This window comes from Streptomyces sp. NPDC006510 (assembly GCF_040611955.1).
Lineage (GTDB): Bacteria > Actinomycetota > Actinomycetes > Streptomycetales > Streptomycetaceae > Streptomyces.
This window is the reverse complement of record NZ_JBEXPH010000041.1, coordinates 20,682-39,389: the sequence shown is the minus strand read 5'-3', so window position 1 is coordinate 39,389 and position 18,708 is coordinate 20,682. Positions and strand designations below refer to the sequence as shown.

At 70.1% G+C, this 18,708-nt stretch carries 17 protein-coding genes; 8 read left to right on the top strand and 9 right to left on the bottom strand.

Annotated elements, in window-relative coordinates:
- The first annotated feature begins 28 nt into the window (after positions 1-28).
- Both ABZY11_RS15535 and ABZY11_RS15530 read left to right on the top strand, forming a co-directional pair.
- Complete coding sequence (locus ABZY11_RS15535; protein WP_356479645.1) at positions 29-175, top strand: tectonin domain-containing protein; 147 nt, start codon at positions 29-31, stop codon at positions 173-175.
- A gap of 175 nt (positions 176-350) precedes the next feature.
- The gene (locus ABZY11_RS15530; RefSeq protein ID WP_356479632.1) at positions 351-1,004 is read left to right on the top strand and encodes an ATP-dependent endonuclease; all 654 of its coding nucleotides are present in this window, start codon (positions 351-353) and stop codon (positions 1,002-1,004) included.
- A 28-nt stretch (positions 1,005-1,032) separates the two neighbouring features.
- Here ABZY11_RS15530 and ABZY11_RS15525 read toward each other — a convergent pair whose 3' ends face one another.
- Positions 1,033-1,239, bottom strand: a complete 207-nt coding sequence (locus ABZY11_RS15525; RefSeq protein ID WP_356479631.1) for a DUF397 domain-containing protein — start codon at positions 1,237-1,239, stop codon at positions 1,033-1,035.
- Positions 1,236-2,090 (bottom strand): helix-turn-helix transcriptional regulator, encoded by an 855-nt coding sequence (locus tag ABZY11_RS15520; RefSeq protein ID WP_356479630.1) that lies wholly within the window; start codon positions 2,088-2,090, stop codon positions 1,236-1,238. The genes ABZY11_RS15525 and ABZY11_RS15520 overlap by 4 nt, the downstream gene beginning before the upstream one ends.
- A gap of 237 nt (positions 2,091-2,327) precedes the next feature.
- Here ABZY11_RS15520 and ABZY11_RS15515 point away from each other — a divergent pair, with 237 nt between their 5' ends.
- Complete coding sequence (locus tag ABZY11_RS15515) at positions 2,328-2,732, top strand: ATP-binding protein (RefSeq protein ID WP_356479629.1); 405 nt, start codon at positions 2,328-2,330, stop codon at positions 2,730-2,732.
- A gap of 259 nt (positions 2,733-2,991) precedes the next feature.
- On the opposite strand, the gene ABZY11_RS15510 is transcribed toward ABZY11_RS15515, so the two are convergent.
- Positions 2,992-3,639, bottom strand: a complete 648-nt coding sequence (locus tag ABZY11_RS15510; RefSeq protein ID WP_356479628.1) for a DsbA family protein — start codon at positions 3,637-3,639, stop codon at positions 2,992-2,994.
- A gap of 132 nt (positions 3,640-3,771) precedes the next feature.
- On the opposite strand from ABZY11_RS15510, the gene pepN (ABZY11_RS15505) reads away from it, so the two are divergent.
- The 4 genes from pepN (ABZY11_RS15505) (at position 3,772) to ABZY11_RS15490 (ending at position 12,414) form a co-directional block, all read left to right on the top strand.
- The gene (pepN, locus tag ABZY11_RS15505; protein ID WP_356479627.1) at positions 3,772-6,372 is read left to right on the top strand and encodes an aminopeptidase N; all 2,601 of its coding nucleotides are present in this window, start codon (positions 3,772-3,774) and stop codon (positions 6,370-6,372) included.
- A 195-nt stretch (positions 6,373-6,567) separates the two neighbouring features.
- Positions 6,568-7,644 (top strand): hypothetical protein, encoded by a 1,077-nt coding sequence (locus ABZY11_RS15500; protein WP_356479626.1) that lies wholly within the window; start codon positions 6,568-6,570, stop codon positions 7,642-7,644.
- Between the two features lie 243 nt (positions 7,645-7,887).
- Positions 7,888-11,199, top strand: coding sequence for a S8 family serine peptidase (locus ABZY11_RS15495; protein ID WP_356479625.1), 3,312 nt, complete (start codon positions 7,888-7,890; stop codon positions 11,197-11,199).
- A gap of 186 nt (positions 11,200-11,385) precedes the next feature.
- Entirely contained in the window at positions 11,386-12,414 is a 1,029-nt protein-coding gene (locus ABZY11_RS15490; RefSeq protein ID WP_356479624.1) for an aspartate-semialdehyde dehydrogenase, read from the top strand.
- A 75-nt stretch (positions 12,415-12,489) separates the two neighbouring features.
- Here the strand turns inward: ABZY11_RS15490 and ABZY11_RS15485 are convergent, their stop codons facing one another.
- Together ABZY11_RS15485 and ABZY11_RS15480 are read right to left on the bottom strand one after the other, a co-directional pair.
- Positions 12,490-12,837 (bottom strand): type II toxin-antitoxin system PemK/MazF family toxin, encoded by a 348-nt coding sequence (locus ABZY11_RS15485; RefSeq protein WP_356479623.1) that lies wholly within the window; start codon positions 12,835-12,837, stop codon positions 12,490-12,492.
- Positions 12,830-13,054, bottom strand: coding sequence for a ribbon-helix-helix domain-containing protein (locus ABZY11_RS15480; protein WP_356479622.1), 225 nt, complete (start codon positions 13,052-13,054; stop codon positions 12,830-12,832). Before ABZY11_RS15480 ends, ABZY11_RS15485 begins: the two co-directional genes overlap by 8 nt.
- Before the next feature lie 99 nt (positions 13,055-13,153).
- Between ABZY11_RS15480 and pepN (ABZY11_RS15475) the strand changes: the two genes are divergently transcribed.
- Complete coding sequence (gene pepN / locus ABZY11_RS15475; protein ID WP_356479621.1) at positions 13,154-15,727, top strand: aminopeptidase N; 2,574 nt, start codon at positions 13,154-13,156, stop codon at positions 15,725-15,727.
- A 55-nt stretch (positions 15,728-15,782) separates the two neighbouring features.
- Here pepN (ABZY11_RS15475) and ABZY11_RS15470 read toward each other — a convergent pair whose 3' ends face one another.
- The 4 genes from ABZY11_RS15470 to ABZY11_RS15455 form a co-directional block, all read right to left on the bottom strand.
- On the bottom strand, positions 15,783-15,974 hold the full coding sequence (locus ABZY11_RS15470; RefSeq protein WP_356479620.1) for a hypothetical protein: 192 nt from the start codon (positions 15,972-15,974) through the stop codon (positions 15,783-15,785).
- A gap of 139 nt (positions 15,975-16,113) precedes the next feature.
- Positions 16,114-17,253, bottom strand: coding sequence for an allantoicase (gene alc / locus ABZY11_RS15465; RefSeq protein ID WP_356479619.1), 1,140 nt, complete (start codon positions 17,251-17,253; stop codon positions 16,114-16,116).
- Positions 17,254-17,308: 55 nt separating this feature from the next.
- Entirely contained in the window at positions 17,309-18,232 is a 924-nt protein-coding gene (locus ABZY11_RS15460; protein ID WP_356479618.1) for a LysR substrate-binding domain-containing protein, read from the bottom strand.
- A 157-nt stretch (positions 18,233-18,389) separates the two neighbouring features.
- On the bottom strand, positions 18,390-18,620 hold the full coding sequence (locus ABZY11_RS15455) for a hypothetical protein (RefSeq protein WP_124717671.1): 231 nt from the start codon (positions 18,618-18,620) through the stop codon (positions 18,390-18,392).
- Positions 18,621-18,708: the final 88 nt, after the last annotated feature.

Sequence of the window (18,708 nt, the reverse complement as noted above, 5' to 3'; positions counted from 1 at the left end):
TGTCTGGGGCGTGAACTCCCTGGGCCAGATGTACCGGTACACGGGCCACGACTCCAACCCGTGGGTAGGCATCCCCGGCAACGCCGCCGACATCGGCGTGGCAGCCGACGGCACCGTATGGCACGTCAACTCAGCAGGCGGAATCTACCGATACACCGGAGACCAGCCGAGCTGATCCCGGACACCGACGAATGTGGGCCCACGCGTGGTGCGCGTGGGCCCACATTCGTTCCTCCTGGGGCTTCAGAACCTGGTCACCAGCCGAACGGCCCCGGGACGACATGGGCCGGGAAAACGGGTATGCGTACGGGATCCCCGCCGTGCAGGATGGCGTCGGGAAGCGAGGTCTCGTGGACGAGTTGAGGCGGTTCCGTCAGGCGGCGATCGCATGGGCGGCCGGCGGGGCGGGGTCGGACGCGGCAGCCGCGGAAGCGCGGGAACTGGCCGGCGGTGTGCGTACGGTCGTGCTCGTCGAGGGAAGCAGCGACCATGTCGCGATCGAGGCACTGGCCACGCGCCACGGCCGCGACCTCGGCGCGGAGGGCGTCGCGGTGGTACCGCTCGGCGGCGCGACGAGCATCGGGCGCTTCCTGAACGTGTGCGGCCCGCCGGGACTCGGCCTCCCGCTGGCGGGACTCTGCGACATCGGCGAGGAGCGGCACTTCCGGCGCCATCTGGAACGGGTCGGGCTCGGGTCCGGCCTCACCCGCGCCGGACTGGAGACCCTCGGGTTCCAGGTGTGCGTCGCCGACCTGGAGGACGAACTGATCCGCGCCCTCGGCACCGAGGGCGTACAGCAGGTGATCGAGGCCCAGGGCGAGATGCGCCCCTTCCGTACGTTCCAGGGCCAGCCGGCACAGCGGGAACGCCCCGTGGAACACCAGCTGCGCCGGTTCATGGGCACGCACAGCGGCCGCAAGGCGCTGTACGCGCAGGCGCTGATCGCGCACCTGGACCTCAAGCACGTACCCCGACCGCTGGAGCGCCTCCTCGCGCACGTCTAGCGCAGCCCGCCCGGCTCTCCGGGGAGCGTCAGCCCCCGAAGGCCCCGCCCTTCACCCCGTCGAGGAACGCGGCCCACCCCTCGGGGGCGTAGAACTGGAGCCCGCCGTCCCGGCACTTGCTGTCCCGGACGGCGCGGCCACCGTCGGCGGTGCGGGCGACCTCGACGCAGTCCTGCTGCCCTCCCTGCGAGGCGCTGGACTTCTTGAACTCGGTGACGATCTGCTGGTTCTTCATTGCCGCTCTTTCTCGCTCTCAGGGATGCTTGCGATGTGCTCACGCAGGAAGGCGAGCGATTGTGCGGGCGTCAGCGCCGCCGACCTGAGGGCTTCGAAGATCTGCGCATGCGTGGCCATCTCTTCAAGGTCCTCGATGATGACTGTGCTCGTCGTGCTGTCGAAGGCGACCGCCTCCGGGGCAGGTTCGGGACCGAAGTTGAACATGACGAAGTGCGACGCCATGTGCGCAGCCTCCCACTCCGTGGCAGGGAGCACCTGAACACTGACGTTCTGCCGTTGCGCCACGTTCAGAATATGGAGGAGCTGGTCGCGATGCGCTTTCGCGGAAGGCATCGGGGCCGTGAGCGCGGGCTCCCAAATGACTGCCGCGAACCGGGCGCCATGCTCCTCGATCACCTTCCTGCGCGTCTGCCGAATGGCCACCATTTCGTCAACCGCTTCAGGCGTATGAACCTTCAAGCCAGCACTGAGCAGAACCCTCAGGTAGTCGTCCGTCTGCAGAAGTCCCGGCAGGAACAACGGCTGCCAAGTACGGATGTACGTCGCGTCGGATTCGAGCGTGATGAAGTCCGCATACTCCGGCTTGGTGGCCCATTCATAGTTGAGCCACCATCCACGCTTGTTGGAAGCCCGGGCCAGCTGCTCCAACTGCCGGTACACGGCGGTGTCTTCCACCCCGTACAGCTCAAGGAGCAGTCGAACATCGCCGGGACGCGCCGAGACCTGACCGGCCTCGATACGGCTGATCTTGGCCTTTGATCCCACGATGTGGTCAGCAGCGTGCTGCTGATCGAGCTTTGCCGCATCTCGGTACCTCCTGAGCGCCGCACCGAGCCGCCTGCTGCGCACAGTAGGGCGTCCACCTGCAGGCATGTCCCCTCCTCTTACTCCGTGTGACCAGTCTGCACGTCAACGGAGGCTACGCGCCAGGCGCTTGAGACGGTGAGCAATCTGCAAATTCTCGATGCAGTTCGATTGCACAGAGCGAAAGTCTCGCTCTAGCGTTGGGTGCGTCGCAAGAAGTGCCCTCTTGGGTGCACTCCGTGACCACGAATCCGCCTGCCCACCCACAACCTTGGGAGACCCATGTCCGGGCGCACGCACATCAGGAGATTCCGGGCCCGCAGGGACTCCGTCCCCGCCGCTCGACGCCACGTCGAGAGCGTCCTGACCGAGTGGAGACTCGGCACGCTCATCGACGAAACCACCCTCCTCGCAAGCGAGTTGAGCACCAACGTGATCAACCATGCAAAGGGGACCGGCGACTACTTCGAACTCGGCTTACGCCGCCGCAGCGGCACACTCGTGCTGGAGGTCTCCGACTCGTACCAGTGGCGGATGCCCGAACTCCGCACCCCCACGCTCGACGATGTCTCCGGCCGGGGCCTGGTCATCGTCGACGCGCTCGCCGCGAAATGGGGCGTACGGCCCCGCGACCCCGGCAAGACCGTCTGGGTCCATCTGGCCATCGGTCAAGCGGAGTTGACGTGAGACGTCCCCTCAGGGCCGCCTGGCGGTGCGAAGTCACCACCTCGTCGCGGTCCAGAAGCGCCGGGAGGGGGCCGCCGCCCAGCGACACCGTCAGGTCCGCCCGGGCGCGCTCGGGGGTGGTCGCCCGGACGGGGGCCAGCTCCTCCTCGGCAGGCACCCGGTCCGCAGCTCCCGCTGCGTCTGGGGGATTTCGACGCGGACAAGGACGAGGACGGCGCGGGCCCTGACCGCTGCCCGGGCCCGCACCGCGCCCGGCAGGTCAGTCGAAGATCGGGCCCTGGGTCCGGGTCCGCTTGATCTCGTAGAAGCCGGGGATCGACGCCACCAGCAGCGTGCCGTCCCACAGCTTCGCCGCCTCCTCGCCCTTCGGGGCGGGGGTGACGACCGGGCCGAAGAAGGCGATCTGCTCGCCGTCCGCGCCCGGGACGGCGATGACCGGGGTGCCGACGTCCTGGCCGACCTTGTCGATGCCCTCCTTGTGGGAGGCGCGCAGCTCGGCGTCGTACACGTCCGAGTCCGCGAAGTCCGCCAGCTCGGCCGGCAGGCCGACGTCCTGGAGCGCACCCACGACCGCCTCGCGGGTGGGGCCCTCGCCCTGGTTGTGGAAGCGGGTGCCGAGCGCGGTGTACAGCGGGCCGACGATCTCGTCGCCGTGCTTCTGCTGGGCGGCGATGACGACACGGACCGGGCCCCACGCCTTCTCCAGCAGGTCGCGGTACTCCTCCGGCAGCTCGTCGAGCTTGTCCTCGTTGAGGACGGCGAGGCTCATCACGTGCCAGCGGACCTCGACGTCGCGGACCTTCTCCACCTCCAGCATCCAGCGGGAGGTCATCCAGGCCCAGGGGCAGAGCGGGTCGAACCAGAAATCGGCAGGGGTCTTGCCGGTCGCCGTGCTGTTGTCAGACATGTCTCTCCTCATAAGGGCGATCGCACCTGTGCGCGAGAACGCCTCCGGACGCACCGGCCATTCCCGCCTGCCCGGCCGAGTCGCGGCATGGGAGGATCAAGTTATTCGAACGTGACACAAAGGAGTGTGCCCGTGCCCGGTGAGAACCTGTCCCGCGACGAGGCCCGCGTGAGGGCCGAGCTGCTGACCGTCGACGGTTACGAGGTCGAGCTCGATCTGCGTTCCGCCGTCGGCGGGCCCGACGGGGCCGGGGACGCCGCCTCCGGTCCGCGGACCTTCCGCTCGGTGACCACGATCCGGTTCCGCAACGCGCGGGCGGGGGCGTCGACCTTCGCGGACCTGGTGGCGCCGGCCGTGACCGCGGTGACGCTGAACGGGCGGTCGCTCGACCCCGCCGCCGTCTTCGACGGCACCCGGGTGGCGCTGGACGAGCTGCCGGAGGGCGCCAACACCCTGGTGGTCGACGCGCAGTGCGCGTACAGCCGGACCGGTGAGGGCATGCACCGGTTCGTCGACCCGGAGGACGGCGAGGTCTACCTCTACACGCAGTACGAGCCGGCCGACTCGCGGCGCGTCTTCGCGAACTTCGAGCAGCCCGACCTGAAGGCCCCCTTCCGCTTCCAGGTGACGGCGCCCGAGGGCTGGACGGTCCGGAGCAACGGGGCGGAGGAGTCGCGGGACGGCGGGGTCTGGCGGTTCGCCGAGACGAAGCCGATCTCCACGTACATCACGGCGGTCGTCGCCGGTCCGTACCACTACGTCACGGACTCCTACAGCCGTACCTTCGAGGACGGCACGACGCTGGAGATCCCGCTCGGCGCGCTGTGCCGCAAGGGGCTCGCCCGGCACTTCGACTCGGACGACGTCTTCCTGATCACCAAGCAGGGCCTGGACTTCTTCCACGACAACTTCGACTACCCGTATCCGTTCGGGAAGTACGACCAGGCGTTCGTGCCCGAGTACAACCTCGGCGCGATGGAGAACCCGGGCTGTGTCACGTTCCGCGAGGAGTACATCTTCCGCGGCAGGGTGACACAGGCCGCGTACGAGGGCCGGGCCAACGTCATCCTGCACGAGATGGCGCACATGTGGTTCGGCGACCTCGTGACCATGCAGTGGTGGGACGACCTGTGGCTGAAGGAGTCCTTCGCCGACTTCATGGGCGTCTTCGCGATGGTCGGGGCGACCCGTTTCGAGGACGGCTGGATCACCTTCGCCAACAACCGCAAGTCCTGGGCGTACCGCGCCGACCAGCTGCCGTCCACGCACCCGATCACGGCCGACATCCGTGACCTGGAGGACGCCAAGCTGAACTTCGACGGCATCACGTACGCCAAGGGCGCCTCCGTCCTGAAGCAGCTGGTGGCGTACGTGGGGCGGGAGGCGTTCCTGGAGGGCGCCCGGCGCTACTTCAAGAAGCACGCCTACGGCAACACGCAGCTGGGCGATCTGCTGTCCGTGCTGGCCGAGACGTCCGGGCGTGACATGACCGCCTGGTCGCGTTCGTGGCTCCAGACCGCGGGCGTCAACTCGCTGACCCCGGTGGCGACGTACGACGCGGCGGACCGGATCACGGAGCTGGCGGTCCTCCAGGAGGCGGCCGATTCCCACCCGGAGCTGCGGCCGCACCGCGTCGCCGTGGGCCTGTACCGGCGTGCCGCCGACGGCGACCTGGTGCGGTACGCCCGCGCCGAGGTGGACGTGGCGGGTCCGCGCACGGTGGTCGGGGAGCTGGCGGGGGCCGAGCGGCCCGAGCTGATCCTGGTCAACGACGACGACCTCACCTACTGCAAGGTCCGCTTCGACGAGGTGTCGCTGGCCACGCTGCGGGAGCATCTGGGCGACATCACGGACCCCCTCGCTCGGGCGCTGTGCTGGTCGGCGCTGTGGAACCTGACCCGGGACGGGCTGATGCCGGCCCGCGACTTCGTCTCCCTCGTGCTGGCCTTCGCCGGCCGCGAGTCCGACATCGGTGTGCTCCAGATGCTGCACGCCTGGACCCGGACCGCGCTGGTGCAGTACGCGGCGCCCGGATGGCGCGAGGAGGGCGGCCGGGCGCTGTCCGAGGGTGCGCTGCGGGAGCTGCGGGTCGCCGAGCCGGGCAGCGAGCACCAGTTGGCGTGGGCGCGGTTCTTCGCGTCGGTCGCCGACTCGGACGCGGACTTCCAGCTGCTGTCCGGGCTGCTGGACGGCTCGGCCCGGATCGACGGGCTCGATGTAGACCAGGAGCTGCGGTGGGCGTTCCTGTCCCCGCTGGCCGCGCACGGGGTGGCCGACGAGTCGGTCATCGATGCCGAACTGGCCCGCGACGACACGGCGTCCGGCAAGCGGCACCAGGTGCGGTGCCTGGCCTCGCGGCCGTCCGCCGCGGTCAAGGCGCAGGCCTGGGCGGGCGTCGTGGAGTCGGAGGCGCTGTCCAACGCGCTGGTGGAGGCCACGATCACGGGCTTCACGCAGTCGTCGCAGCGGGAGTTGCTGGCGCCGTACGCGAGCAAGTACTTCGACGCGATCGAGCGGGTGTGGGCCGAGCGGTCGATCCAGATCGGGATGGCCGTGGTGCGGGGCCTGTTCCCGGCGCTTCAGGACAACCCGTCGACGCTGGCCGCGACGGACGCCTGGCTGACCGCCCACGCGGATGCGGCGCCGGCGCTGCGGAGGCTGGTGCTGGAGGCCCGGGACGACCTGGCTCGGGCGTTGCGGGCGCAGGCGTGCGACGCGGGGGCCGGGGCCTGACGGACGACGCGCCGGGGGCGCGTGCCCCGGCGCTGTCCTCGATCGGCCGGAGGGGCCCGTCGGACTGCTCGAAGGCAGCCGGGCCGGGCCTTTTCGGTCGTCGAACGTGCGTACTTTAGGATGGCGTTGTCCTGAATTGTCGACGGGCGTGTAACAGGGGTTAGCGCCGCGACGTCATGCGGGATACCCCGGAACATGACCCAGAACACCCCAACTTCCCCCTGCCACTCCCGCATCGCCGCAGATCTCCGCCAACGCGTGCTGTCCGCAGCACAGTTGAGGGAACGGGGCGTGTCCCCCGCGGAGGCCGCCGCACGCTGCGGGGCCGGTGGGCCGTGGCAGCAGCCGCTGCCCGGTGTGTATGTCCTGCACCCGGAACCGCCCACCGGTGAGGAGCGGCTGCGTTCCGCCCTGCTGTACGCCGGCCAGCCACCTGCCTCCGGCCGGCGGAGCTTTCCCGCGCAGTCGGGACGGGAGACGGAGGCGGAGACGGAGACGGAGCCCGGTTACGGCGAGGCCATGATCACCGGGCTCGCCGCACTCGCCCTGCACGGGTTCCCCGCCGCGTCGGCGCCCGGCATCGACGTATTGGTACCGCGCACCCGGCGGCTGCGCTCGGTCGGGTACGTGCGCCTGGTGCGCTGCTCCGGGACGCCCCGCGCCGAGCAGGTGCGCGGACTGCCCGTGGCGCCCGTGGAGCGGGCGCTCGCGGACGCCATCGCCGGGCTCCAGGACCCCTTGGCCGTGCGCGGGCTGCTCATCGAGGCGGTGCGCGGCGGGCACTGCGAACCGGCCGCCGTGGTACGCGAGTTGAGCCGAGCGAAGCTGCTGGACCGGCCCCAGGTGGTGCAGGCCGTCGATTCGTTCCTCGCCGAGGGCCGGGCGGTGGCGGAGGGCCGGCTGTACGACATGGTGCGGACGTACGGTCTGCCGGAACCGCTGTGGAACGTGGAGCTGCGCCTGCCCGGCGGCCCCCCTCTCGGCGGCGTGGACGCCTACTGGCCCGAGCAGGCGGTCGCCGTGGAGCTCGACACCAGGGCGCCGCGGCGCGGCGGGCCCGACGGCGGCCGGTCCCGGGAGGAGCACGGGGCCCGGTGGTCCCCGTACGCCGCGGAGCGGGAGCATCTGGAGCGGCTGGGCGTCACCGTCGTCCGCCTCGCTCCGAAGAAGCTCCGCGACGCGGGCGAGCAGCAGGCGGTCGTGGTGCGTACGGCGCTGATGGCGGCGGCCGACCGTGAACCGGCCGCGTATGTGATGATCCTGCCCCGGTGAGCCCGCTCCGTTGACCCCGCCCCGTTGATCCTGCCTCGTTGATCCTGCCCGTCGAGAACGGCGGAGCGGGTCACAGGAGCCACTTATTCACCGTTATATTCCTGATGGCACATCAGCCCCAGTGGCGGAAGCCCGCCATGTCCACATCCGGCCCCCTTCAACTCTCCACAAACCCCTGTCATTTACGAAAGGGTGAGCGGTCATCCGGTACCGAATTCCGGACTCTCTCTTTCATATCCAGGGATGCTGATGACCTCCGAGTCCCCCAGTTACATACCCGGGGCGAGACGCGCGGCCAGAGTCGTGGCTGCCGCCGGTCTGGTGGCCGCGCTGGCCGCCACCGGCGCCGCACCCGTCTTCGCCGCCGACGCCCCTGCCCCCGCTCCCGTCAAGTCCGCCGCCGAGGGCGCCACGGCGGACAAGCTCGGCACCAACGACGAGCAACTGCTGGCCAAGGCGAAGGCCAAGGGTCAGAAGAACGTCACGATGATGGTCGCCACCGCTCCCGGTGCGACCGAGCAGGTCACCAAGCAACTGGACGCCGTCAAGGGCTCCGTGCTGGGACGTGCGTACGACAAGCTCGGCTACGTACGGGCCACCGTGCCCACCGCGACCGCCGACGCGACCATCAAGGCGGCGTCCAAGCTGTCGTCCGTCCACGGCATCGATCTCAAGCAGGAGATCAAGCTGGACGACCCGACGCCCGCGGCCGACCGTGCCACCGGCGCCGGGGTGAAGGCGAAGTCCACCGGTTCGTACCCGGCGCCCGGCAAGAAGACCCCGGCGAAGAACCCGTACAACCCGTCCTTCGAGACGGGCGCGGTCGACTTCGTCGAGCAGAACCCGAAGGCCGACGGCCGCGGGGTGACCATCGGCATCCTCGACTCGGGTGTCGACCTCGGCCACCCGGCGCTGCAGAAGACCACCACCGGTGCCCGCAAGATCGTCGACTGGGTGACCGCGACCGACCCGGTCAGCGACGGCGACGGCACCTGGCTGCGGATGACGGACGCCGTGTCCGGCCCGACGTTCACGTACAAGGACCGTACGTACAAGGCGCCCGAGGGCGACTACCGGATCAAGCTGTTCGCCGAGGCCGCCACCAGGGGCGGCGACATGGCGGGCGACCTGAACCGCGACGGCGACACCACCGACGTGTGGGCGGTGCTCTACGACCCGGTCACCGGCACCACCCGCGTCGACCTGAACAACAACGCGGACTTCTCCGACGACGCCGTGCTCAAGCCGTACAAGGAGAAGCACCAGGTCTCCTACTTCGGCAAGGACGACCCGCGGACCGACGTCGCCGAGCGGATCCCGTTCGTCGTCGAGTCGCGCAAGAACGTCGTCTACAACGCGGCGGGCGACAAGGCCGACTACGTCAACATCGGCGTCATCGAGAGCGAGCACGGCACCCACGTCGCGGGCATCACCGCCGCGAACGGCCTGTTCGGCGGCAAGATGAACGGTGCCGCGCCGGGCGCGAAGATCGTCTCCTCGCGTGCCTGCACCTGGGACGGCGGCTGCACCAACATCGCGCTCACCGAGGGCATGATCGACCTCGTCGTGAACCGCGGCGTCGATGTCGTCAACATGTCGATCGGCGGCCTGCCGCCGCTCAACGACGGCAACAACGCCCGTGCCGAGCTCTACAAACGACTCATCGACATCTACGGCGTCCAGCTGGTCATCTCGGCCGGCAACGACGGCCCGGGTGTCAACACCATCGGTGACCCCGGCCTCGCCGACCACGTCATCTCCGTCGGCGCGTCGATCTCCAAGGAGACCTGGGCCGCCAACTACGGCTCGAACGTCACCAAGAAGTACGACATGATGCCGTTCTCCTCGCGCGGTCCGCGTGAGGACGGCGGCTTCGCGCCGATCCTGACGGCCCCGGGTGCGGCCATCAACACCACCCAGACCTGGCTGCCCGGCGGCCCGGTCAAGGAGGCGGGCTACTCGCTCCCCGCGGGTTACTCCATGCTCCAGGGCACCTCGATGGCCTCGCCGCAGGCCGCGGGCGCGACCGCGCTGCTGCTGTCCGCCGCGAAGCAGAAGCACATCGAGCTGCCGCCCGCCGATCTGCGCTCCGCGCTGACCAGCACCGCCACCCACATCAAGGACGTGCCCGCGCACGCCCAGGGCTCCGGTCTGATCAACATCGTCGACGCCTGGAAGCTGATCAAGAAGCAGGGCACCCCGGCGCACGAGTACTCGGTGAAGGCCCCGGTCGACACCGCGATCGACTTCGCGCTGAAGACCCCCGGCTTCGGCACCGGCCTGTACGACCGCGAGGGCGGCCTGAAGGCCGGCCGGACGAAGACGTACGACGTCACGGTCACCCGCACCACGGGCCCGGACAAGGCCGTCAAGCACAAGCTGTCGTGGAAGAACAACGACGGCACCTTCAAGCTGACCGGTTCGAGCACCGTCTCCCTGCCGCTGGGCAAGCCCGTCACCGTCAAGGTGCAGGCGAAGCCGGCCGGTGCGGGTGTGCACAGCGCGATCCTGAAGGTGGACGACAGCAGGACCGCCGGTGTGGACCAGCAGATCCTCACCACGGTCGTCGTCTCCACGAAGCTCGTGAAGCCCTCCTACGCGTTCAAGGCGTCCGGCTCGGTGCAGCGCAACAGCAGCGAGTCGTACTTCCTGACCGTTCCGGAGGGCGCCAAGACCCTTGAGGTCGCCATCGGCGCGCTGCGCTCGGGCAGCCAGACCCGCTTCATCTCGATCCACCCGTACGGGGTGCAGATGGAGGACAGCTCCACGATCTTCTGCTACCCGAACTACGAGAACCCGGCCAACACCTGCCGTCCGGACGTGCGCTCGTACAAGGACCCGCAGCCGGGCGTCTGGGAGATCGAGGTCGAGGCACGGCGTACCTCGCCGCTGCTGGACAACCCGTACAAGCTGGATGTCTCGCTGCTCGGTGCCACCTTCGACCCGGCGGTGCAGACCATCGCCGAGGCGAAGATCGGCACGCCCGCCGCGGTGAACTGGAAGGTCACCAACAACGCGGGCGACCTGGAGGGCACGCTCAAGGGCGGCTCGCTGGGCACGGCCAAGGTCGCGAAGCCGTCGATCAAGACGGGCGACCAGCAGGAGTACACGGTCACCATCGGTGAGGGCGTCGAGAAGCTGGACGTCGCCATCGGCGGCACGGCGGACGCCAACGCGGACCTGGACCTGTACGTCTACCGGGGCGACACCGAGGTCGGCAAGTCCACCACGGCCGGCTCCGAGGAGGCGGTCAGCCTGGTGAAGCCGGCAGCCGGTACGTACACCGTCGTGATCGACGGCTACGACGTCCCGGCCGGCACCACCACGTACGACTACCGCGACGTGTACTACGCACCGTCGCTCGGCACGATCAAGGTCGACGAGTCGAAGGCCGTGAACCTGGCCAACGGCGCCTCGACGCAGATCGGTGCCGAGGTCGCGGTCGCCGGTGCGGCCCCCGAGGGCCGGCAGTTCTTCGGCGAGGTCCGCCTGGTGAACAGCCACGGGACCCCGGCGGGCACCGGCAGCGTCGTGATCGAGAAGGTCACGCCGTAACGGCCACCGTGTGATCCGTACGACACGTACGACAGTGGGGCGGGCGCTCGACGGAGCTCCCGCCCCATTGCTGTGCGCCCGGCAGGGCGGGCACTGTCCGTACCCCGGACAATGGATTGGACAAGGAAGCCGTTCACATACGCATCATGGATCGGCAACCGTGCCAGTTCGTTCGAAGGAGTCCCTGTGAAGGTCGGAATCGTCGGCGCCACCGGTCAGGTCGGCACAGTCATGCGCAGGATCCTGGCCGAGCGGAAGTTCCCGGCCGACGAGCTGCGGCTGTTCGCCTCCGCGCGCTCCGCGGGCTCGACGATCGAGTGGGAGGGCCGGGAGATCACCGTCGAGGACGCCTCGACGGCCGACTACACCGGGCTGGACATCGTGCTGTTCTCGGCCGGTGGCGCGACGTCGAAGGCGCTCGCCGAGAAGGTCGCCGCACAGGGTGCCGTCGTGATCGACAACTCCTCCGCCTGGCGCAAGGACCCCGAGGTCCCCCTCGTCGTCTCCGAGGTCAACGCGCACGCGATCGCGAACCGGCCCAAGGGCATCATCGCCAACCCCAACTGCACCACGATGGCCGCCATGCCCGTGCTGCGCCCGCTGCACGACGAGGCCGGTCTCCAGACGCTGACCGTCGCCACCTACCAGGCCGTGTCCGGCTCCGGTCTGGCCGGCGTCGCCGAGCTGCACGGCCAGGCGTCCAAGGTCGTCGCCGACGCCGACCAGCTCACCCACGACGGCGAGGCCGTCGAGTTCCCCGAGCCGGGCGTCTACAAGCGTCCGATCGCCTTCAACGTGCTGCCGCTGGCCGGTTCGATCGTGGACGACGGCTCCTTCGAGACCGACGAGGAGCAGAAGCTCCGCAACGAGTCCCGCAAGATCCTGGAGATCCCGGAGCTGAAGGTGTCCGGCACCTGCGTCCGGGTGCCGGTCTTCTCCGGTCACTCGCTCCAGGTCAACGCCCGTTTCGCCCGCCCGATCAGCGTGCAGCGCGCGTACGAGCTGCTGAAGGACGCGCCGGGCGTCGAGATCTCCGAGATCCCCACCCCGCTCCAGGCGGCCGGCAAGGACGCCTCGTTCGTCGGCCGGATCCGGGTCGACGAGACCGTGGAGAACGGCCTCGCGCTCTTCGTCTCCAACGACAACCTGCGCAAGGGCGCGGCGCTGAACGCGGTGCAGATCGCGGAGCTGGTCGCGGCGGAGCTGAACGGCTGACGCCTGGCGTCCGACGCATACGGAAGGGCGGCCACCGGGTGCGGTGGCCGCCCTTCCGTATGCGTTCCGTGTCCGTCAGAGGGCGAGGTGCCGTCGCAGGGCTGCGTCGATCTCGGCCATGCGCTGACGGGGGACGGTGCCGACCCTCTTCAGGACGCGGTCCGGGGTGACTGCCCGGATCTGCTCGCACTGGGCCTTCGAGTCCCTCGGCAGACGGCACTCGTCAGCTCCGAGAAGGACCTGGAAGGTGAGGACACGGGCGGTGTTCGACGTCAGAGGCACCACGGTGACGACGCCTCTGCCGTTGAGCTCGACCGACTGGTTGGCGGCGTTGTTGGACACGATCACGGCCGGCCTGACCTTGTTGGCCTCGCTGCCCCTGGCCGGCTCCAGGTCGACCAGGTGGATGTCTCCCCTACGCATCGGCGATTCCGTCCCCGACCGTGCGGTCCCAGAGCTCGGCGTCCTCGCTCGCGTCCCACTCCTCGAACGCCTCCGTGTACTCCGCCTCCAGGCCGGCGGTACGCAACAGCTCGATCGCTGCGTGGATCACCGCGGACCGGGAATCCGCCTCGGTCTTCGTGGCGTACTCGTCGACGAAGGCGACATCCTCCTGCGGCAGGCTCACACTGATCTTCATACCATCGATGCTACCGCAGTAGCGCACACGCGACTACTCCATCGAGGCGCGCGACGTGGAAGGATGACCGGAAACGTCACATACCAAGGAGATGACCGCGTGCCTGGCACGAATCTGACCCGCGAAGAGGCACAGGAGCGGGCGCGCCTGCTGACCGTGGACGCGTACGAGATCGATCTCGACCTCTCCGGAGCGCAGGAGGGCGGCACCTACCGGTCCGTGACCACCGTGCGCTTCGACTCCGCCGAAGCCGGTGCGGAGACCTTCATCGACCTGGTCGCCCCGGCCGTGCACGAGGTCGAGCTGAACGGCAAGGCGCTGGACGTCGCGGCCGTGTTCCGTGACTCGCGCATCGCGCTCCCGCACCTGGTCGCCGGCTCCAACGAGCTGAAGGTCGTCGCCGACTGCTCGTACACCAACACGGGCGAGGGCCTGCACCGCTTCGTCGACCCGGTCGACCAGCAGGCGTACCTCTACACCCAGTTCGAGGTGCCGGACGCGCGTCGTGTCTTCGCGAGCTTCGAGCAGCCGGACCTGAAGGCGACATTCCGGTTCACCGTGAAGGCGCCGCAGGGCTGGACGGTCATCTCGAACTCGCCGACGCCCGAGCCGCGGGACAACGTCTGGTCCTTCGAGCCGACGCCGCGCATCTCGTCGTACATCACGGCCCTGATCGTCGGCCCGTACCACTCGGTGCACAGCAGCTACGAGAGGGACGGCCAGTCCGTCCCGCTCGGCATCTACTGCCGTCCGTCGCTGGCCGAGTTCCTCGACGCGGACGAGATCTTCGACGTCACGCGGCAGGGCTTCGACTGGTTCCAGGAGAAGTTCGACTACGACTACCCGTTCGCCAAGTACGACCAGCTCTTCGTCCCGGAGTTCAACGCCGGCGCGATGGAGAACGCGGGCGCGGTCACCATCCGCGACCAGTACGTGTTCCGTTCGAAGGTGACGGACGCGGCGTACGAGCGGCGTGCGGAGACCATCCTGCACGAGCTGGCGCACATGTGGTTCGGCGACCTGGTCACCATGGAGTGGTGGAACGACCTGTGGCTGAACGAGTCGTTCGCCACGTACACCTCGGTCGCCTGCCAGGCGTACGCGCAGGGCTCGAAGTGGCCGAACTCCTGGACCACGTTCGCCAACTCCGAGAAGACCTGGGCCTACCGCCAGGACCAGCTGCCCTCCACGCACCCGATCATGGCGGACATCCGTGATCTGGACGACGTACTGGTCAACTTCGACGGGATCACCTACGCCAAGGGCGCCTCGGTCCTGAAGCAGCTGGTGGCGTACGTCGGCATGGACGAGTTCTTCAAGGGCGTCCAGGCGTACTTCAAGGCGCACGCGTTCGGCAACACCCGGCTGTCCGACCTGCTGGGCGCCCTGGAGGAGACCTCCGGCCGCGACCTGAAGACCTGGTCGAAGGCGTGGCTGGAGACGGCGGGCATCAACATCCTGCGCCCGGAGATCAGCACGGACGAGAACGGCCACGTCACGTCGTTCACCGTGCTCCAGGAGGCCCCGGCCCTCCCCGCCGGCGCGAAGGGCGAGCCGACGCTGCGGCCGCACCGCATCGCCATCGGCTGCTATGCCATCGACTCCGGCAAGCTGGTCCGTACGGACCGCATCGAGCTGGACGTCGACGGCGCGCGCACCACCGTGCCGTTCCCGGCCGGTACCGCCCGCCCCGCCGTGATCCTGCTCAACGACGACGACCTCTCGTACGCGAAGGTCCGGCTCGACGAGGAGTCGCTGCGCGTCGTCACCGAGCACCTCGGCGACTTCACGGAGTCCCTCCCCCGCGCCCTGTGCTGGGCCTCCGCCTGGGACATGACCCGCGACGGCGAGCTGGCGACCCGCGACTACCTCGCCCTGGTGCTCTCCGGCATCGGCAAGGAGTCGGACATCGGCGTCGTCCAGTCGCTGCACCGTCAGGTGAAGCTGGCGCTGGACCTGTACGCGGCGCCGGAGTGGCGCGAGGCCGGGCTGACGCAGTGGACCGAGGCCACCCTCGCGCACCTGCGCGCGGCGGAGCCGGGCAGCGACCACCAGCTGGCCTGGGCCCGTGCCTTCGCGGCGACGGCCCGTACCCCGCAGCAGACCGACCTGCTGCAGTCGCTGCTCGACGGCAAGGAGACGATCGAGGGCCTGGCCGTCGACACGGAGCTGCGCTGGGCGTTCGTCGAGCGGCTCGCCGCGACCGGTCTCCTCGAAGAGGACGAGATCGCCGCCGAGTACGAGCGCGACAGGACGGCGGCGGGCGAGCGCCACGCGGCGACCGCCCGCGCGGCACGCCCCACCGAGGAGGCGAAGGCGGAGGCGTGGGCCTCGGTCGTCGAGTCCGACAAGCTGCCGAACTCCCTCCAGGAGGCGGTCATCGCCGGCTTCGTCCAGACCGACCAGCGCGAACTGCTGGCCCCGTACACGGAGAAGTTCTTCGCGTCGGTGAAGGACGTCTGGGACTCGCGCAGCCACGAGATGGCACAGCAGGTCGCGGTCGGCCTCTACCCGGCCCTCCAGGTCTCACAGGCCACGCTGGACACCACGGACGCCTGGCTCTCCTCGACGGACCCGAGCGCGGCCCTGCGCCGGCTGATGTCGGAGTCCCGTTCGGGCGTGGAGCGGGCGCTTAAGGCCCGCGCCGCGGACGCGGCGGCGGCCACGGCGTGACGCGCTGACCGGTGAAGCAGTGAGGGGCGCCTCCCGCGGTGGCGGGGGGCGCCCCTCACAGGCCTCCGGCGATCAGGAGCCCCAGGTGCACGCCCTTGCGGTCTCCCGATGCCGCCAGGATTCCGGCGGCCGGCGCCGCGCCCGCGCCACCGATGAGCAGGACCAGTCCCACGGCGCATCCGATCGCGGCCAGGACCGGGCCCATCGGCTCTATCCGCTCGGGCCCGGTGCCGCTTTCCTTCGGCATCGCAGCACCGTAGCCCGTGGCCGGTCCGGGTGGACAGGTGCGGGCAGGGGTCCGCCGGTCTGGAAACCGCCCGTCGGACGGGCGCCGTCGCGCAGCCGTCCGACGGGCGGAAGCAAGGAGGCACCGGGTGCGAGGGGAGCTACGCGCCCGACTCCTCGTAGCGCCGGGCCAGTTCGGCCGCGCCGGTCCCGGTCAGGCTGCCGTGCAGACGCATGCGGGCGACGCCGCCGTCCGGGAAGGCGTCGAGGCGGACGTGGGTGACGACCGCCTGGGCGCGGAGCGGGAAGCGGTGCGGGGTGTCGGGCTGGAGCCTGGTGCGGGGGATGATCTCGAACCACTCGCCGGTCTCGCCGTTACGGCCCTGGAGGGCGATCCAGCCGGCCGCGTTGCCCTTGAGGTAGGCGGTGTCGATCTCGACCGCGCGGACCGCGCCCTGGGCGGGGAGACGGAAGCGGACCCAGTCGTTGGTGTCGCGGACCCGGCGGCGGCGGTTCTCCCAGCCGTCGTCCATCTTGCGGGAGGCGCCGGGCAGGATGATCTGGGTCGGCGAGGAGTAGAAGCGGTCGGAGGCGTCCTCGTGACTGCCGCCGTTCAGGACCGAGATCAGGTCGAAGGTGCCGAGCGTGGCGAGCCAGGACGGGTCGGGGAGGACCTCGCCGTGGACGCGGAGGCGGGCGATGCCGCCGTCGGGGTGCTGGCACAGGCGCACGTGGGTGCAGCGACGGCCGCCGGTGATCTCGAAGCCGTTGGCGGCGTGGCCGCGTACGGGGGTCGGCGGGACGATCTCCTCCCACTTCACGTCGTCGGCGAGGAGTTCGGCGGGGCCGGGCGAGCCCTCGACCGCCGCCGCCTGGATCGAGACGCGCTGCGGGTAGTTGCCGCGGAAGTGGGCCGTGTCGACGACGATGCCGCGGATGATGCCGGGGGCGCCGAGGCGGATCAGGGCCCAGTCGTGCTCGTCGGTGGCCGGGAACGGGTGGTCGGCGTCCGCGCCGCGCCGACGGCGGGTCTCCCAGCCGTCCATGATCTTGCCCTTGTGGCCGAAGTGCTCGGGGTCGAAGACCGCGCGCTCCCGGACCAGGAGGTTCTCGCGCTGGGCGAAGAACTCGTCGTTGGCGGCGATCACGCCCGCGCCGAGGCGGCGGTCGGCGAGGTCGACGAGTTCGGTGAAGGGGAGGTCGGTGGTGCGGTAGTCGGCGTACGGGTCACCACCGCCGTACGGGGCCGCGTCGTTGGCGTGGGGGTCCTCGTGGTGGTTCTCATTCTGGTCGAAGGTCATGCGCCTACTGTCACGGCAGGCAACCCATCAGGTCCATCGAAAGTTTTTGCACCGTTTATTCAGTTGAAGTGAACGATTCGGCGCTCTCGGTGAGCGCCGCGAGGACCCTGGCCACCGCGGGTCCCCGTTCGGCGCCCTGCCGGACCGCCGCCACCACATGTCGGCGCGGCTGGTCGGCGTCGAGTGCGCGCATCACCACGCCGCCCCGGTCGAGCCGTTCCGCCGAGGCCATGCGCGGGATCAGGGCCACTCCCATGCCCGCCTCGACCATGGCCAGGATCGCGGTCCAGCCGGAGGCACTGTGCGCCTGCTCGGGTACGAATCCGGCGGCCTCGCAGGCCGCCGTGGTGATCTGCGACCAGGGACCCGAACCGCCGAAGATCCACGGGTCGCCGGAGAGGTCCGCCAGCCGGAGGGCGGGCGCGGCGGCGAGGCGGTGGTCCGCCGGCAGCGCCACGTCCAGGGGGTCCGCGAGCAGCGGCAGCACCGCGAACCGGGGATCGCGGGCCGCCGGGGCGTGCGCGGCGAGGGACAGGGCGAGGTCGACGTCACCGGCGACCAGCAGCTCGTACGCCTGCGCGGCCTCCGCCTCGCGCACCCGCACATCGGGCCCCGGGCGGCCCTCGGCGCGCAGTCGCTGGATCGCCGGTACGACGAGGGCGGGCACCGCCGTGGAGAACGCCGCGATCCGCACCTCGCCGGCCTCGCCGCGCAGATAGCCGGTCAGTTCGGCGTCGGCGCGCTCCAGTTGGGCGAAGACGGCCTCGGCGTGCCGCAGCACGAGGTGCGCGGCGTCGGTGAGCCGGACCCGCCGGCCCTGGGCCTCCAGGAGCGGCACACCGAGCTGTCTGGAGAGGCCGGACAGCTGCTGCGAGACCGCGGAGGGCGTCATCAGCAGGGCCTGCGCGGTCGCGGTGACCGTGCCCCGGTCGCGAAGAGTGCGGAGGATGCGGAGCTTCTTGACGTCCCACTCGATCATGGCCGCAACCTACCCGGCGCCGGGGACGGGGGCCCGGCCGCGGACATGCGTGTGCGCCGCGCGGTACTCATGGGGTACCTGCGGCGCACTCGGGAGGAGCGTGTGGGTACTGGGGTCGTTCGTTTGGATCAGCCCGGCCTGATCCAAGCGAGAGGCGCTAGGCCTGCTTCTTGGACTTGTCCAGGACCATGACCAGGCCCGTGATGACCAGGAACAGGACGATGGGTGCCACGACGTAGAGGCCGATGGTCTCCATCGCGCTCAGGCCGGGCCCCGGGTCGTCACCGTCGTCGCGGGTGAGCGCGAGCGCGGGGGACGACATGAGCAGCATCATCAGCGTCGTTCCGGCCGCGACGGCGCCGGCGCGCATAGCGTTCTTCTTGTCCACGGTGCAAACGTAGCGAACGCCCGCGAGGGGCGCGCGCCCGGGGGTGCCGTACGGGGTTCGGGGCGAGTACGGGGCAAGCCCCGGGACG